We start from the raw sequence: 17,787 nt of genomic DNA, 5'->3' as shown, positions 1-17,787 counted from the left end.
CAATATCCAGTTAATTCGTGTGATGGGTCATCAAATTAATAACAACAAACTGATGACGCAATTTAATCAACATTCTATGGGGAGAAGTCACTCATGATGAGTATTTCTAGAGTCGTGAAATTATCTGCAGTTGCTGCCAGTATAGCGACGCTTGCAGGTTGTGGTGGTGGGGATTCATCTGAGCCAGGTGAAGTGCTGTTAACGTGTAATGTACCGAATATCCCTAATGCAGCGGGCACCGAATGTGTACCACCGCCGCCATTAAGCTGTCCTGCACCTAAATTTCCAGATGCAAAAAATGAAAGCTGTATTGTGGGCTATAACCCTGAGCTACCAGAGCCTGTAGCTTACGCTGGTGAAAACCAAGCTGTGTTGTATTACAACCGAATCAAAGATAACGATAATACTGATTCTAACCCTAATTACCCAGGTTATAAGCTGCATACTTGGAATAATGACACCTGTGATAGCTATGCGCCGCCATTTGATTCAACTGATTGGGCAAATGGTCATTCGTTTGATGGTATTGACCCTAATTATGGTGCCTATTGGATCATTAATCTTAAAGAAGGCTATGGCGAATGTGCCAACTTTATTGTTCATATCGGTACTGAAGGTTCAGGTAAAGCACTGGGGGATGGTGACTTAGTCATGAACCTTAAAGTGTTAGCCGAAGACGGCGAGCCTGAAGCAAACTTTAACCGTACTAATTTTACCATCCATGGTGAAAGTGATGTGTATGATTATCCGATTCTAGATGTTGGTTTTTCTATTGCTGGTGCAAGTGCTCACTGGTTAGATCAAAACACTTTTGTATGGAATGAAGATCCCGACGGCATTGCTAAGTTCGTCATTCATCATTCTGCATCAGCTGGAATTGCTGCTGATAATGATGGCAACATCAGTGGTACTCAGGTTGAAGTTATGAGCAGTGAGCTAACTGATGTGCAAAAAGCCTTAGTGCCACATTTAGCTGATTGGCCTGCCTATGAAGCGAATTTTACTGCAGAAGAAGCTAAGTCTATTGCTAAAAATCAATTGGTGATGGCGGCCTATGACAGTGATAATAAACCTGTTGCGGCAAGTCATGTACAAGTGACAAAAGTATTGGATGCGTTATACACCTCAGGTGATAACGATGCTGACGAAGCTGATTTAGGCATAATATATGACGGTAGTAACATCATTGCTAATGTCTGGGCGCCAACAGCGCAGTCGGTAAACTTAAAGGTTTATGATGCGGCGAAAAACTTAACCTCTACAGAAGCGATGAGCCTTGATGCTGACACGGGTATTTGGTCATTCAGTGGTGATATGAGCCTAGACAGAATGTATTACCGCTATGAATTAGTAGTTTATCATCCTGTTACTCAGGCTATTGAAACACTCGAGTCAACGGATCCTTATTCACTTAATGTCTCAACTAATGGCCGTTACAGCCAATTTGTTAACTTGAGTGATGCAGATTTAAAACCTGAAGGTTGGGATGGCCACGAAGTTATGACGGTGGCAAATCCTGAGGATATCGTGATTTACGAAGGTCATGTACGTGACTTTAGTGCACGTGATGAAAGCACGTCTGAAGCTAATCGAGGAAAGTATTTAGCCTTTACTGAAGAGGGAAGTGACCCTGTTGAGCATCTTAGAAAGCTGGCTGAAAGTGGTGTAACACATTTTCATTTGCTGCCAATCAATGACATTGCCACAGTCAATGAAGACCCAGCTGAGCGCGTTGATATTTCAGATACCTTGGGCACCTTATGTGACAAGATTGATGACAATGCAGATGCGTGTTTGACTCAGGATAAGTCGGCAACTATTCAGTCTATTTTAGAAGGAACATTACCAGGCTCTAAAGATGCGCAAGCACTCGTTAATGCTATGCGTGGTTATGACAGCTTTAACTGGGGTTACGATCCGCAACATTTTATTGCCCCAGAAGGAAGTTATGCGACTGATGCTGACGGTGTTGCTCGCATTAAAGAACTGCGAGAAATGAACTTAGCATTACATGAACTCGGTTTACGCGTGGTACTTGATGTGGTCTATAACCATACGAGTTCGTCGGGACTTTGGGATAACTCGGTACTTGATAAAGTCGTGCCAGGTTACTACCACCGCTATAACGAAATTACCGGTAAAATTGAGTCATCGACTTGTTGTGATAATACTGCAACAGAACATCGAATGATGGATAAGTTTGTCTCAGACTCCATGGTCATTCTTGCCAAGCAGTATGGATTTGATGGTTTCCGATTCGACGTGATGGGTCATATGCCTAAGAGCAGTATTTTAGATGCTCGCGAGGCTGTTCAAGCGGTTGATCCTGATAACTACTTCTATGGTGAAGGTTGGAACTTTGGTGAAGTCGCAGATAACCGCTTATTTGAACAAGCTGTTCAGGCCAATATGGCAGGCAGTGAAGTCGGTACCTTTAATGATCGTATTCGTGAGTCAGTTCGTGGCGGTGCATTATTTGCTATGGAGCAAAAAGATGACTACTTACGCGACCAAGACACCCTGCGTTTATCAATGGCTGGTAACTTACAAAATTACGTCTTAAAAGACTTTAATGGTAATACAGCAACAGGCAGCAGCTTTAGCTGGAACACCCAGCCTACGGCTTATACTCTAGATCCTGCTGACAGTATTAACTATGTGTCAAAGCATGATAACGAAACCTTGTGGGATATTTTGCAGTACTCAAATGACATTGGTATGTCGCTTGATACTCGAGTTCGTGTGCAAAACATAGCAGCAACGATTCCATTAATGAGCCAAGGTATCCCATTCTTCCAAATGGGTGGTGATATGTTGCGGTCAAAATCACTGGATCGTAACACCTATGACTCTGGTGATTGGTTTAACTGGGTCGACTTTACTAAGGAAAGCAATAACTGGAATGTTGGATTACCGTTAGAGCAAGATAATGCAGAGAAAATGGAACAAATTATCGCACTAGCAGGTAATCCTAATTCAGCCCCATCAATGTCTGAAATTGAGTTTGCTTCAAGCGTGTTTAATGAGTTCTTATCAATACGTAAAAGCAGCCCTTTACTGCGGTTAACTACCGAACAAGACATTATTGATCGAGTTGGTTTCCATAATATTGGTAAAAACCAAAAGCAAGGCGTTATCGTGATGAGTGTTGACGATGGTGCTGGCCTAGTGGATGTTGACCCTGCGGTTGATGCCATGGTGGTGATGATAAATGGTAGTGATAGTGAGCAATCTCATACTGTTTCAACAGCAACGGGCTTTAGTTTGCATCCAACGTTAGCTATGTCAGTTGACTCAACAGTTCAAGGTGCAAACTTTAGTGAAGGCACTGAGGAAGGAACCTTTACCGTTCCAGCTCATACCACAGCTGTGTTTGTTAAAAACCAAGGAGATACCCAAGGGACAGGATTAAGTGCTGATGCCACTGCAGGAGCACCTGATGTTGTACCTTATGGCAGCACTGAAGTCTTTGTTCGTGGCAGCATGAATGGTTGGGGTGAAGTGGATAGCTTTACCTATGTGGGGAGTGGTGAATATCGTGTTGCGATTACACTTGCTGCGGGTGGCTATGACTTTAAAGTAGCGTCAGCAGATTGGAGTACCGTTGATTTTGGCGGCGTATCAGATGCTGAAGCAGGTGTAGATGAAGACGTAGCAGAGCAACTTGCGCCAAGTGGTGCAAACTTAAGCTTTACAGCTTCAACTGATGCAACTTACGTGTTCTCACTCAATGCGGCAGATAAAGATAACCCAGTGCTTACCGTATACAACGAAGAGCCGTTTGTGGGGACTAGCGTTTATATTCGTGGTGGCATGAACGGTTGGGGTGAAACAGACGAGCTAACATATATGGGCGGTAGTATTTATCAAGCAGAAGTTTTGGTATCTGTAGCAAACCATGAGTTTAAAGTGGCATCAGCTGATTGGTCTACTGTTGATTTTGGTAGCTTAGATGCCGATGGTTCAGTCACACTAGGGACAGAAAAAGCATTAGCTGTTTCTGGTAGCAATATGAGCCTGAACTTTGAAACTGAAGAAATGTATACCTTCACTCTAGACATGACTAATCGTAATGAACCTGTATTAACAGTAAACAAAACTGATATGTTTGCTGGTAATACTGTTTACATTCGTGGTGGCATGAATGGGTGGGGTGAAGTGGATGCACTCAGTTATCAGGGATCATCTGTATATACTGTCGATATTGCACTTGACGCTGGAACTGCCGAGTTCAAAATCGCCACAGGAGACTGGTCAACGGTAGATTTTGGCGCTATAGCTGGTGAAGAGGCAGTGATTGAAGGCGATATGAAAACCTTAGCCTCTAAAGGAGCAAATATGTTGTTTGATGTTGCTGTAGCTGGGACTTATCGCTTTACGGTAACAGGCCCAAGTTCAAGTTCACCTACGTTAACCGTTAATAGTGTTAACTAGATAATTGTGTTGATGGTAAAAGGCTCAGCGAAAGCTGGGCTTTTTTGTTTTCAAAAACCGCAATACGTGTTGTGAATGACACCTAGCGTGCTGGTCGGTAGTGCTTTATTAATTATGTTTCATCAGGATAATTCAGTGTTAAATAGCAGGGTTCTCGGTAAAAGCAGCCTAATGTTATTTATGCTAAAACGGTTTTAAAGCGCCTTTTAAGGGGGCGAACAGTAATATATTACTTTGTTAACTGGCTTGCTCTGAATGAAATTTAAACAAAAAAGAGGGCTAATTGTCTGAAAAATGACAATAAATGCATTTTTGATGTAAAGACGACAAAAGTTGCAGATTTTGTTTGGTTTTTGTGTCTATACTAAAGCTGTAAAGGAAGAAAATGACAGTAGTATTAAAAGAAGGCAGGTTGTTAGCTAAGTTAACAAAAATTTATACAACGGCCCTTGTGATCTAGGACACACGCCCCAAAATCTACTTATGTAAGAATAAATATCTGCTAGAAAGTGAAGTATATAGCCTTGCTATATTATTAAAGGATAAGTTATCTATGAAAATAAATCTTTCGGGTCACCATGTTGATGTTACAGATACTGTAAAACAAGACGTTAGCGCAAAATTCACCAAAATTGCCAGCCATTTCCCAACGCTAATATCACTCGATATTATCATCTCAAAAGAACACGGCGAATTTGAAGTTGAAATCACGACAAATTATGAAGGCAGTCGTATCGCAGCAAAAGCCTCAGATCCTGTTATGTATCCAGCACTTTCAAGTGCAGGTAAAAAACTTGATGCAGCTCTTAAACACCGCAAAGGCCAGCTAAAAGCTGATTTACACGCCAAGCCTGAAGTGACAGCGCCTGAAATTGCTTATGAAAGAGTGCAAGAGATGGATCTGAAATAGTCCAAGACTTTCTAACGAAATAAAAAAACGCAGTCAAATGACTGCGTTTTTTGTGGCCGTTAACTAATGATGTTTAATCATTAATTTCAGCATTGTGATAAACATTTTGCACGTCGTCGCAATCTTCTAATGCGTTAATAAACTTGTCAAACGTTTCAACATCTTCACCAGTAACTTCGGTCATTGCTTGTGGCACAAAAGTAATGTGCTCAACTTCAAAGTTGATATCGGCAATTTCTTCAGTCAGTGCAACACGTACCTTGTTAAACTCAGTAATTGGCGCAAATACACTGATCATGCCATCTTCAAGTTCAACGTCAGTGACATCAACATCAGCCATCATTAGCAGTTCTAAAATGGCTTCGTCGTCATCACCTGCAAATACGAATACGGCTTGATGATCAAAGCTGTGGGCAACAGTACCAGGGCCACCTAACTTAGCATCGTTTTTAACAAATGCTTGGCGTACTTCTGTAAAGGTACGTTTTACGTTATCGGTTAGGCAGTCAACGATAACTGAACACCCGCCAGGGCCAAAACCTTCATAACGTGCAGTATCGTAATCTTCACCGCCACCGCCTTTCGCTTTTTCGATTGCGCGTTCTATTACATGTGCTGGTACTTGGTCTTTCTTTGCGCGAGTAATTAAGCTGCGTAACGCTAGGTTACCGTCAGGGTCAACACCACCATTTTTGGCACAAACATAAATTTCTTTACCATAACGCGAGTATAAACGCGTTTTTTGGCCGGCAGTCTTTGCCATAGATTCTTTGCGGTTTTGGTATGCTCTTCCCATCTTGATCTCGTTTTAAATTTCGAAAAATTGCCGCTGATTCTAACAAAAATAATCGCAGCTGTTTAGTCTATATGAGCATAGCTATTGATACAGATCAGCCGATATAGGGTTAATGCATTCAATTTAACATAGTTACTGTTAAATTTGTGTAAGATATTGATTACTAAAATGCGGAAATAGACTTAATAATCATCTAAACTCAAAGCTGTGTGAGTAACCCTCTATAGTAAAAATGCGCTAAACTTGGAGGGAAGTAACGATATGATTGCATTGATAAGTCAGCATTAATAAGAGAGTTCTATATGACAGATGTTAGCCAGGAAGTTGCCACCACGGATGATAATAACAAAGCCACGGTAACCGTGCTATTTTACGAGGCCCCAGTTGGTTTACTGATGAAAAATACCGTGTTGACTGATCTTGACGTAAGTGAAACAGGTAGGGTGATGTTGCCTAATGAGTTTCGTGCTGGTAAATCAATCATTGCTGTACTTGATGGCGAGTGTAAAATTCTTAACTCATTGGGCGAGCGTGTTTATGCGCAAAAAAACCTTGTTTAAAAGTCACTTAAGCCGTAACTAATTATTGTTATTTGATTAATGACAATCAATCTGAACTTTCTACCTCCTTTCTTCGTAATCTTGAGGCAAACTAATCGACTGTAAAAAGTGAGTCTCAATATTCATTTCATACTTATGACGAGCATCTATGTTGAATCATTGACCTAGATGTTTGAGATAATCGTTTAGTTGCTTAAACATAAAATATGACAAACTTAATCTGTTGTTAAACTGGCAGACAAAGTATGTATATACTGCCATCAAACGCGGTGACTTATTTACCACACCAATTAACGATCTCATTTTCAAGGAAGCATTATGCCAGCCTCGTTATTTACTCCCTATAAACTCAATGACACGTTGACTCTTAACAACAGAATATTAATGGCCCCGTTAACTCGCTGCATGGCTGATGATGATTTAGTTCCAACGCAAACCATGGCTGATTATTATGCTCGCCGTGCCGATGCTGGACTTATCATTAGTGAGGCGACCATTATTCGTCCCGATGGCCAGGGCTATGTCAATACACCTGGACTTTATACCCAGGCACAAGTTGATGGCTGGAAAGTTGTCACCAAGGCCGTGCATGATAAAGGCGGTAAAATTTTTGCTCAGCTTTGGCACACAGGACGTGTTGCTCATCCATTCTTTTTTGGTGAAGGTAATGGTGAAGTGCTATCAGCATCAAACATTGGCATAGAAGGCACAATACCTCGCAATCGAGAGTTAATGTATCAACAGCCTAAAGCAGCGACCAGTGAGGATATTACTCAGCTGGTGGCTGATTATGCAACCGCAGCAGACAATGCGCTCAAGGCCGGTTTTGATGGCGTTGAAATTCATGGTGCTAACGGCTACCTCATTGATCAATTTCTACATTACTCCTGTAATAACCGCACAGATGAATATGGTGAATCACCAGAAAATATGGCGCGTTTTGCCATTGAAGTAGTAGATGGGATTGTGGCTAAAATTGGCCACGAGAGAACGGCTATTCGTTTATCACCTGGGGCGTATTTTAATATGGAACCCGATAGCCGCGATCGGGCTGTATTTGATTACCTACTTAAACAATTAGAGTCTCGTCAACTTGCCTTTATTCATTTAGGAATATTTGATGATGCAATGGAGTTTGACTACCTAGATGGTAAAGCGTCCGCGTATTTAAGAAAGCATTACAATCAAACCTTAGTGGGGGTTGGTAGCTATACCGCTGAAACTGGCAATAAAGCCATTGAGGCGAATGAATTTGATTTGTTGGCGATTGGCAGGGCGTTTATTGCGAATCCTGATTATGTGAGCAAGGTACGTCGTGGAGAAGAGCTGACTGCTTATGATGATGCCATGTTAGCTGAGCTAGTTTGATGCCTACAATGCGATGGTAAGTTGCTAAACAGGTAAGTTAGACGTATTAAAAAAGGCAGCAAGGCTGCCTTTTTTAATGAGTATATCGTTAATAAGTTAGCGCGTTTCAAGTTTGCTTATGGATAAGGCTTCTGCAATGCTCGCCTCTGGTTTTCCGAGTAAAAAACCTTGGGCATAATCGATATGGTAGTGTTTCACGCGCTCAAGAACTTGGGGAGAATCAACAAATTCTGCAACCGTTTCAATGCCCATTTTTTTCGCAAAACTTGATACGGTTTCTACTAGGTGCTGTGCTTTAGTGTCTTGATCTAAATGCTGGATCAATGAACCATCAATTTTGATGATATCAATATCCAAACGCATTAAATGAACGAAGTTTGAATATCCAGCCCCAAAGTCATCAATTGCTATTTTACAGCCGTAGGGCTTAACTTTTTCAATAAAGTCATGCACCAAATCATAATTTGTAATCTCTTCGCTTTCTAATAACTCTAAGGTTAAGCGAGTTGATGTTTCTGGATTGGCTTTTAATAATTTTAGCAATTGCTCAACCCTTTCTGTATCAGCAATATCTTCGAGTGAAATGTTAACTGAAAAGGCATAGGGTAAACCTTTAAACAAGGCAAAAGACTTGGTTAACATCGCGGCCATTAGACGTGGATATAATCGGGAGCGTACTGCAGTTTGCATAAACTGAGCAGGCGTTAACACTGTGCCATCGTCTAAGCATATTCGCATCAAGCACTCAAACTTAGGTGGCAAGTTTTCAGTTATTGGCTTAATTAATTGCACATAGGGCGTGACCCAATCATGGGTGACTGCTGCAACAAGCATGCGGCTTTGATGCATGTTTGCTTCAAAAGCTTCAGGGTTAGACATTTCAGCTGTAAATAGTTGGTATCGTTGAAAATGCCGCCTAGCAATACGCCTTGCTAAATCAGCTTGTTGATGTAACTGAGTATATTGGTCATTGACGCAGTGGGCACCGCCTGCGCTTAGTGTGACATAAATTTCATTACCGTCGATGGCAATGGCTTTATGGCTAACATAATCAATGATTTGAACAGCAAGTTGTTGTAACTGGGCATCATTGAATTGGGAGTGGGTGAGCACGACAAATTCATCAGCACCAGTTTTATAAAGGTGATGAGGGGCTGAAACGAGTTCTAAACTATTGGCCACTTCAATGATAATCAAATCGCCAGCGTTAACACCATAAAAATCATTAATTTGCCCAAAGTCATTAATATTGAAGACGATTAATGAGGAGGCTTGATGTTGGTGTAAATCAGCGTACAGTTTTTTTCTATTAGGTAATCCGGTTAAGTTGTTAAAGTACGCCTCTTTAAAAAGGTTACTGTTTTGCTGTTCAATTTTATGAAAATTATCCGCTAAGGATTGGCGCATGACTTCAAAGTTATCACCTAACTGCTGAATTTCATCTTGGCTATTTAAGGTTAGCTTTTGGGTTAAATCACCCCTGACAATTTTTTGTGTCCAATTGGTTAGTGTCAATATATCCGAGGTGACAATTTTACCCACACTCATTAATAACCAGCTGGCTAAAGACAAGACCCCAGATAGCAGCAGTAGCTGAAAAAATAAGGTATTGAGTAATTCCTCTCCATAGAGTTTGACCTGAATTGAACCGCCATAAAACCCTTGTAACTGCCCACGTGAAATGATGGGCTGCATAACTTGGCTAAAGCCTAAAACCCATTCACTTTGGCGGGTTTTATTCGTTTCAACATGACGAATTGCAGCAGGGCGTTTTGCTGTAATAAGTTGGCCATTCGTCGCTTGACTCAATGCGTTGGGGATCAAGCTTGCCCACATTCCTTTAATAAAATAATCGTGCGTATTATCAAACCCGAGCTTTTGGGCTCGATTAAGCTGGATAGATTGATTTTGAAGGCGATGATGCAACGAAATAAGTTCACCGTTTTTATCTAAAACGGCAAAGTCAGATAAAGTGATTTGAAATAGGCTGGTTTGTTTTTTGTCTATACGCGTGGTTGCCTGAGCGAAGAACTGATCGATAGCTGTGTCGATTTCATCTTTTTGATTGTTAAGCTGGCTAAAATCAATCTGGTTACTGGCTAATACCAAATGCATGTTATGCAAAGTATCACTTATGCTGAGTTTAATGAGTTGTCTGTTTTGGTGGAGTTGATAGCTGAAAAAAATGACTTGAATACAGATTAAAATCAGAATGTTAGATAGCATAAGTTTGCGATAAAGTGGCATTTTTAAGTGCAATAACCAATACAATAATGGTTCTAACACACAATATAATAAAAACGCGCCAATCACCGCTAAGGTTAATAGTTGGCTAATGACCGCAACTTTTGGCCAATCGGCAACTTCTATTAAGGAGTTTGCATCGCCCCATGGGTTAATTGCTGTGTTGGGGTTAGTTGGGTCTACAATCCATGTTGGATTCGCTTGCCCTTCAATTTCTAATACCAGTTTATATTCTATATCTCCAGGATGGAGCGGTAACTGATACTGCCATTGATTTTTACCTGTGAGCTGCATTTGATAAAAGGGATCATCACTATGCCAGTCTGAAAAATTACCGCTGACAAATACCTTATTGATTTTACTTGTAGGTGACAGACCAAATTGCTGATTTAATTTTTCGGAAAGCGGGAGGGATAGCGTTATGTCGTAAGGGGTGAGTGCATTAGTTGCAAGGAGCGAGACGACCCAAGTTTGTAGCGGCCACAAGCAAAGTAAGGCTAAGAGTATCCCAAGCCTTTTCTTCCATTTATGTAAATAATGAGTAAGTAAACTCAATCAGGAACCTTACTTTTACAGTATTTAAGCTTGAATTCTATAACGTAAACTCAATCACTGAAAACTGTGAAGTTTATGTAATTATTAGCAATTATCTATCAATATGGGCTGATTTTTAAGCTAGGTCAACAGCATGAACAGTATTTTATTAGCGATTTTTTAGTTAATTCGATTACAACGTTAAGGTACTAATGAAATAACATTCAGTAATTGGATTTGCTTTTGCCGCGAGTGAATTATCTGCTTGAAGTGCCAGTGCATAAGATAATTAGGGGAAAACTGTTGCAACTAAATTACATCAAATTCATGCATTAACTTAGCTGTAAAATGAAAAAATTGCCTTTGAATGCTCAAGGCTGTTAACAAGAGCACAGTTGCTGCCTAGCTGATATTAGATATATTGATTATAATGTCCTGATATCGATTGAGTAGTTAACCCTATACTGAATCACACTTATTTTGATTAAAGAGAATTGACCATGAGCGCTATCCCACCTTGTCCTAAATGTGAATCTGTCTATGTATACGAAGATGGTTCGCAACTTATTTGTCCTGAGTGCGCTCATGAATGGAACCCAAACGAAGAAATCATCGATCCTGATGCCATCATATTAAAAGATGCAGTGGGTAACTTACTTGCTGAAGACGATAAAGTGACACTGATTAAAGATCTTAAAGTAAAAGGATCTTCATTAGTGCTTAAAGTAGGTACCAAAGCCGTTATTAAGCGTTTTGTTGATGCTGATCATGATATTGATTGCAAAGTAGATGGCCATGGCCAAATGATGCTGAAGTCTAAATTTGTAAGAAAGCAAAACTAAATTTAGCTTTCAAATAATAATAAAAAGAACCTGCTAAGTGCAGGTTTTTTTATGTTCCAAGTCAACAGCACTAGTATATACAACAGCACTATGTATATACAACAGCATGATGTATGTGCGGCAGGTACATAATGCGGTATGGGATTTTAAGTATCGCGTTGATTAGTATTATCAGGAAAACATAAATCTGTAGCCAAACAAAAGGGCTTAGCATTGCTGCTAAGCCCTTTTTAGGTATTTGGTGGAGGCGGCGGGACTTGAACCCGCGTCCAGAAAGCCTACATCCAAGGCGCTACATGTTTAGTCTCTCTTTTGGTTAACCTTGCAAGCTCCGAAAGACAGGATATTACAAGGCGAGTCCGGTACTGTTTCGCGGTTCACCCCCAGACAAGGTTCCCTCGCTAGCACGATGTAAGATGACCATCAAAATCCACTGCCCATGTGCAAGACGTGTGGTTGATGGCTAGCTAGCCTAAGCTGCTAGAGAGTAGTTAGAGTCGTTTGCAACTATAACAGTGCGGCTTTTTACGAGGCCAACCGCCCCTCGACATGCTCCCAGGGTTTCGTGAATCCTGTCGAATCCAGAATCGCCCCCAAAGTTTGTTGATTGTATCGGTTAAATGCCAAAATACCTAGTGCATTTCACCAATTAACAATCGTTTGTACATTATCCGTCCAGTCTAGACTTCTTCATTACGCGAGATTGTTCTACTTTCCATTCGCGTTCTTTAGTGTCTTGTCGTTTATCGTGATCTTTTTTACCTTTACCTAAACCAATTTCAACTTTTACCCAAGCGCCTTTGCGCCAGTATAGTGAAAGGGGGATTAATGTATAACCTTGACGCTCAATTAGGCCTTCAAGCTTATCAATTTCACTGCGCTTTAATAACAGTTTTTTAGTACGAATTGGATCGCAAACCACATGGGTTGATGCGGTATTTAAAGGCTGTACTGTGCAGCCATGCATAAACGCTTCACCATGCTTGATATAAACGTAACAGTCCGCAAGCGTGACTTTGCCCATACGCAAGGATTTTACTTCCCAGCCCTGAAGCTCTAATCCAGCTTCGATTTTATCTTCTATTTTAAACTCAAAGGTCGCGCGCTTATTACGTGTAATCGTAGCGGGTGGATTCTTTGACTTTTTTGAATTCTTTTTTACCATAATCGCGTTTACTGCCCGCTGTTATCCCATTTAAAAACTCTAGTCACTTATGCTTACTGTGGTAGATATGGGGGAGAGAAAAAACTAATCAAGGGATTATACCCAAACCACTTAAAGATGCGAGTTTAATCATCAGGGTAATGGATGCGTTTTACTGTAAGCGTGTTAAAATTGCCTCATTGTTATCGATAGTGTTGTTATTCATGCCAAAAATTTCAAAAAATGTGTTGGTTCGTTTTAGTGCGATGCAAATGTATGACTTGGTTAATGACGTTGAGTCATACCATGAATTCTTGCCAGGTTGTGTTGGCGGTAAAGTCATTGAGTTTGATGGTAAAACCATGGTTGCATCTGTTGATGTCTCAAAGGCTGGGATCCGAAAAACTTTCACCACTCGTAATCAAGTGGTGCCAGGTAAAAGTGTGGCGTTAACATTAGAAAATGGCCCATTTAAAAACCTAGATGGCATGTGGCGTTTTACTGAGTTAACTGATGATGCTTGTAAAGTGGAGTTCGATTTAAATTTTGAGTTTTCCAATCCACTAGCGGATATTGCATTTGGTCGTGTTTTTAAAGAGTTGATGAATTCAATGGTAACTGCTTTTACTGACCGAGCTAAGGTGATTTACCATGACAAATGAGACAGACTTATTTCCAGTTGATGTTATTTACGCATTACCTGAGCAGCAAAAGGTGATTACGGTTAATGTTGCGCCTGGTACTCGATTTATTGACGCGGTAAAGCAAAGCAACATGGCAAGTTTCTTTCCAGATATCGATTTAGCTAAAGTAAAATTAGGCGTTTTTAGTCGACAAGCAAAGCACGATGAGGTGCTTGTACCTGGACAACGAATTGAAATTTACCGCCCTTTGATTGCTGATCCTAAAGATGTTCGCCGTAAGCGTGCAGAAAAAAGCGAAAGAAGAGGGACGTAGCAACAAGATTACTGGTGCGAAAATTTAGCGAAATTTTCAAGGTTACACAGTGGGCACTGAGCTTGAACAAGCACAATGATGAAGCTGTGTCATAATTTGTTGTGTACTTAGATTATTTTTCACAATAAAAAAGCGGAAAGACGTGTCTTTCCGCTTTTTTGTATAAGTCAGTTTTTCACTTAATGCTTATTCGCCTTTTGGCATATTCTCATTTCCTGTTGGCACGTCATTTTCTTTTTCTAGACGGTTCTCTTCAACCAGAGGTTTAGCATCACGACGAATTGATGCAGGATCTTGTTCTGGAAGTAAAGGTTCAACAGTAGGAGATGAAATCGAAGGCAAGGCACCTGATTCTAGAGGAGTGTCAAAGTCCTCACTGAGTTTGTAGTCGCCTTCAACTTTGACAAGTAAATCATCTTCAAAGAACAATATGAGCTCTTTGTGAGTGATACTTGCGTCACGGCCACTTTTGAAGTGATAAACATAATACCAAACATTATCGGCAAAACTATCACGAAGAACTGGGCGGCCAAGAATGTACTCAGCTTGTTCTTTGGTCATTTCTACACGCAGCTTTTCAACTTGCTGTAATTCCATGTAGTTGCCTTGTGCGATATCCGGCTTATAGATCAGCCAATCAAAAACACTACACGCACTTAAAGAAACTGAAAGCGCAACTGCGCCTAAAAGGGTAAGACTTTGTTTTTTGTTTATCATTGTCTGTGCTACTTCCTAAAAATCTGACGACATCATACCCAAGGGGTCCCTATGCTGACAAGGGGCTATTCGCTGAGAATGCTATAACGATGTGAATAATAGAGTCGATATTATAGATATAGTTCAATGATGCTATCGGTAAATGACTTAGTTATAAATTCTTTTACGCTTGATGATGTTACGAAAATGTAGAAAATCATGGAAAATCTGAATGTAATTCTATAAGTTTGATATAAGCGCTTATGCAAAATTTGAATCATATAGATATTAATAGGATTTAATTGGCGGTTAGGTTTGTTAAGTAATTAACTTTTGACGAAAGAATAATGATAAATAATGTCACCAATTTACTCTGAACATAACGTAAAACAGTATACTGAAACCAAAGATGGTCGGTTAGTTTTTGTCGGCACGGGTCTGCAACTTGCTGGGCACATTAGTGTGCTGAGTCAAAGTTATATTGAACATGCCGATGTTGTTTTTTCTCTAGTGCCAGATGGTTTTACTGAACGTTGGATTCAAAGCCTGAATGATAATCATCGATCATTACAGCCTTTTTATGCTCAAAAAGGTGAAGTTAAAAATCGCCGAGATACTTATGCACAAATGGTTGACGCTATTCTTAACGAACTCAGGTTAGATAAAAATGTGGTGGTGGCGTTATATGGTCACCCTGGCGTGTTTGCTTGCATTTCACATCTTGCTATTGCACAAGCTCGTGAAGAAGGTTATCAAGCTGACATGCTACCGGGGATTTCTGCTGAGGCTTGTCTATGGGCTGATTTAGGTATTGACCCTGGCCATTCAGGGCACCAAAGCTACGAAGCAACTCAGTTTATGCTGTATCAGCATACTCCAAACCCCAAAACCCATTTATTGCTGTGGCAAATTGCATTAGCTGGCGAGCATACGTTAACGGAATTCTCTACCACACGCGAACGCTTAGATATTTTAGTCGCCCATTTATCTCAGTGGTATCCGCTAGATCATGAAGTCGTGATTTATGAAGCTGCAAATTTGCCGACACAAACACCAAGAGTCGAGCGATTACCCTTGAAAAACTTACCCAATGCTCGTTTAGAAATGATCTCGACTTTGATGATCCCACCTTCAGAAACACTTAGCCTTAATCTGAGTATTCTCGAAAAGCTTGGGATCAGTGCGTGTGATATCGGATAACGTAAACCAAACCTGAAATAACAAATAAGGAAATAGAATGGCAAATTTAACGGAGTTTTTTACCGAACTTAATACTGATGCGAAATTATTAGAAACCTATAAAAAAGACCCTGAGGGGACAATGAAAAACTATGGTTTATCTGAAAATGAAATCAAAGCAGTATTATCTGGTGATGCTAAAGCAGTGAGTGCATTAGCGGGTGATATTGAAATGAAAGCATTCTTGCTGATATCAAATCATACAAAATAGCCGTGCTTAATCATTTTTTACGTTTCACAGTCGTTTTAATGGCGTTACTTGTTAGTGATGCCATTAATGCTGCTGTGGATTTTGATCAGCAACTGGACACATTAGAGGTAGCGCTTCAAGTAGATTTAACCGAATCAGAAAGGCAAATTGAAACATTAGAAAAACAACAAAACCAATTGTCTCAACTGCAGTTAGCGCGTTTTCATACGCTTAGTAGTATTAAACATTTATATTTAGGTGAATTTGAACAAGCCTTGTTTACGCTCGATAAGGCGCTGTTGTTCAAGCCTGATAACGAGTTAATGACGCAAATCTCGATGTATAAGATCACTGCCAATATTGGGCAGAATAATTATCAGCAAGCATTTCAATTACTGGAAGAAAGTCTAGCCCGAATTGATAGTTATGATGACAGCAAGATAAAAGTAAACGCGTATATTCGCTTAATGAACGTGTATATGGAGCTTGATGCATTTGAAGAAATGCTCACCACTGCAACTGAGATTTTAAGTTTAAACAAAGGCGAAAATAAGAAAAACGAATGTTACGCAAAATTATATTTACCTGTTGCAAACCTAAAGTTAGAAAATTTTGAATTGTCCGCTTCTCAGTTCAAAGAAGCAGAACTGTATTGTAATAAACATAACTTTCCTCTTATTGTTGCGATGGCTATTAAAGGCCAGTCACACGTATTATTTGAAACTGGCCAATACCAAGCTTCACTTAGCGGGTATTTGGATTCGTTAGAGCGCTATCAAGCGTTTAAATTTCATATAGAAATACATGATAGCCATGCTTATTTAAGCGAAGTGTATTTTCATCTAGGAGATTATGACCAAGCATTAACGTATGCCAAGCTTGTTGAGCAACTCCCTAATGAACCGATGAATTTAAAAGGCAAGAAACGAACTTTTCACGTTCAATCGATGATCGCAAGTAAGCAAGGAAAGTTTAAAGAAGCCTATCAATATCAAGTGCAAGCTCATGCTATTGGCGTGCAACTACTAGACGAGAAAAAGGTTAAAGAAAATGCCTACCAAATGGTTAAGTTTGATAGTGCAGAAAAAACCAGAGAGTTAAACAAGTTAGTACAAGATCACGAGATGATTGCCAAACAGCGTAGCATCTTAAACAATGAGAAAAGCGCTTCGTTTATGTTTTCTACGGTACTTGCAGGTACCGTAGCGTTATTGGCTTTACTCCTTTATACCGCTTGGAATCAACGAAATCAGTTCCGAAAGCAAGCTCAAGTTGATTCATTAACGGGTTTGTTTAATCGTGGAGCAGGGATTGATAAGGCTGAGAACGAATTTATTAAAACGTTAGCCAGTGGTGGAACTTTCAGCGTTGTAGTGATCGATTTAGATTGGTTTAAAAAAATCAATGACAGCTTTGGCCATGCTACTGGTGATTGGGCGTTAAAGAAAGTGGCTGATACCATCAATGAATATAAGCGTAGTACCGATATTGCTTGTCGTTTAGGTGGTGAGGAATTCGCTATTTTTATGCCTAACACGGATAAAATGTTAGCTAATGAAGTGGCAGAGAATGTATGTCAGGCTTTTGCTAACATTAACACTCGATACTCTGGTCACCAATTTACCATTACAGCCAGTATAGGAGTCAGTGATAAAGCGGAGGAGGATTTAAGCTTAGATCCTATTATCAACAGGGCTGATACAGCGCTTTATCAGGCCAAATCTCATGGTCGAAATAGGGTCGTCTGTTTATAACACTTCCAACTTTTAAAACTGCCAAACTAAAACTATCTCGCTTTATTGCTTTCAACCGCTGAGCTATCCCATTTATCTCGTAAAAGAAAACTCATTCTCTATTGATATATTTAACATCT

13 protein-coding genes, 1 other RNA gene and 1 pseudogene are annotated in these 17,787 nt (G+C 40.1%); 10 read left to right on the top strand and 5 right to left on the bottom strand.

Annotation, left to right across the window (positions count from 1 at the left end):
* Positions 1-93: 93 nt before the first annotated feature.
* The gene (locus AN944_RS16295) at positions 94-4,434 is read left to right on the top strand and encodes an alpha-1,6-glucosidase domain-containing protein (protein ID WP_055025702.1); all 4,341 of its coding nucleotides are present in this window, start codon (positions 94-96) and stop codon (positions 4,432-4,434) included.
* Between the two features lie 553 nt (positions 4,435-4,987).
* A complete protein-coding gene (hpf, locus tag AN944_RS16290) occupies positions 4,988-5,344 on the top strand; it encodes a ribosome hibernation-promoting factor, HPF/YfiA family (protein ID WP_055025701.1) in 357 nt (118 codons plus the stop codon).
* 73 nt (positions 5,345-5,417) lie between these two features.
* Here the strand turns inward: hpf and AN944_RS16285 are convergent, their stop codons facing one another.
* Positions 5,418-6,140 carry a YebC/PmpR family DNA-binding transcriptional regulator gene (locus AN944_RS16285; protein WP_055025700.1) on the bottom strand — a complete coding sequence of 241 codons (723 nt, stop codon included), beginning with the start codon at positions 6,138-6,140 and terminating at the stop codon, positions 5,418-5,420.
* 302 nt (positions 6,141-6,442) lie between these two features.
* Here AN944_RS16285 and AN944_RS16280 point away from each other — a divergent pair, with 302 nt between their 5' ends.
* Positions 6,443-6,700, top strand: a complete 258-nt coding sequence (locus tag AN944_RS16280) for a TIGR02922 family protein (protein WP_055025699.1) — start codon at positions 6,443-6,445, stop codon at positions 6,698-6,700.
* 318 nt (positions 6,701-7,018) lie between these two features.
* A complete protein-coding gene (locus AN944_RS16275; protein WP_055025698.1) occupies positions 7,019-8,068 on the top strand; it encodes an alkene reductase in 1,050 nt (349 codons plus the stop codon).
* A gap of 96 nt (positions 8,069-8,164) precedes the next feature.
* Here the strand turns inward: AN944_RS16275 and AN944_RS16270 are convergent, their stop codons facing one another.
* On the bottom strand, positions 8,165-10,867 hold the full coding sequence (locus AN944_RS16270) for an EAL domain-containing protein (RefSeq protein ID WP_144430210.1): 2,703 nt from the start codon (positions 10,865-10,867) through the stop codon (positions 8,165-8,167).
* 479 nt (positions 10,868-11,346) lie between these two features.
* Here AN944_RS16270 and AN944_RS16265 point away from each other — a divergent pair, with 479 nt between their 5' ends.
* Positions 11,347-11,688 (top strand): zinc ribbon domain-containing protein YjdM, encoded by a 342-nt coding sequence (locus AN944_RS16265; protein WP_055025696.1) that lies wholly within the window; start codon positions 11,347-11,349, stop codon positions 11,686-11,688.
* A 239-nt stretch (positions 11,689-11,927) separates the two neighbouring features.
* Here the strand turns inward: AN944_RS16265 and ssrA are convergent.
* Positions 11,928-12,283: a transfer-messenger RNA gene (gene ssrA / locus AN944_RS21320) on the bottom strand.
* Positions 12,284-12,355: 72 nt separating this feature from the next.
* A complete protein-coding gene (gene smpB / locus AN944_RS16260) occupies positions 12,356-12,853 on the bottom strand; it encodes an SsrA-binding protein SmpB (protein WP_055025695.1) in 498 nt (165 codons plus the stop codon).
* A 203-nt stretch (positions 12,854-13,056) separates the two neighbouring features.
* Here smpB and AN944_RS16255 point away from each other — a divergent pair, with 203 nt between their 5' ends.
* Both AN944_RS16255 and AN944_RS16250 read left to right on the top strand, forming a co-directional pair.
* Positions 13,057-13,494, top strand: a complete 438-nt coding sequence (locus tag AN944_RS16255) for a type II toxin-antitoxin system RatA family toxin (protein ID WP_055025732.1) — start codon at positions 13,057-13,059, stop codon at positions 13,492-13,494.
* A pseudogene (locus tag AN944_RS16250) lies at positions 13,484-13,817 on the top strand (RnfH family protein). Before AN944_RS16255 ends, AN944_RS16250 begins: the two are co-directional and overlap by 11 nt.
* A 158-nt stretch (positions 13,818-13,975) precedes the next feature.
* Here AN944_RS16250 and AN944_RS16245 read toward each other — a convergent pair.
* On the bottom strand, positions 13,976-14,506 hold the full coding sequence (locus AN944_RS16245) for an outer membrane protein assembly factor BamE (protein ID WP_055025693.1): 531 nt from the start codon (positions 14,504-14,506) through the stop codon (positions 13,976-13,978).
* A gap of 336 nt (positions 14,507-14,842) precedes the next feature.
* Between AN944_RS16245 and AN944_RS16240 the strand changes: the two genes are divergently transcribed.
* Genes AN944_RS16240 through AN944_RS16230 form a run of 3 tightly spaced genes read left to right on the top strand, consistent with a single transcriptional unit; the run spans position 14,843 to position 17,668 of the window.
* Positions 14,843-15,685: an SAM-dependent methyltransferase gene (locus AN944_RS16240; protein WP_055025692.1), complete on the top strand. Its 843-nt coding sequence runs from the start codon at positions 14,843-14,845 to the stop codon at positions 15,683-15,685.
* Positions 15,686-15,722: 37 nt separating this feature from the next.
* Complete coding sequence (locus tag AN944_RS16235) at positions 15,723-15,935, top strand: hypothetical protein (protein WP_055025691.1); 213 nt, start codon at positions 15,723-15,725, stop codon at positions 15,933-15,935.
* 38 nt (positions 15,936-15,973) lie between these two features.
* Entirely contained in the window at positions 15,974-17,668 is a 1,695-nt protein-coding gene (locus tag AN944_RS16230; RefSeq protein WP_144430209.1) for a GGDEF domain-containing protein, read from the top strand.
* The last annotated feature ends 119 nt before the right edge of the window (positions 17,669-17,787 follow it).

It is taken from the genome of Shewanella sp. P1-14-1, from assembly GCF_001401775.1.
In the GTDB taxonomy this organism is placed as follows: domain Bacteria; phylum Pseudomonadota; class Gammaproteobacteria; order Enterobacterales; family Shewanellaceae; genus Shewanella; species Shewanella japonica.
This window is presented reverse-complemented; position numbering and strand designations above follow the sequence as displayed.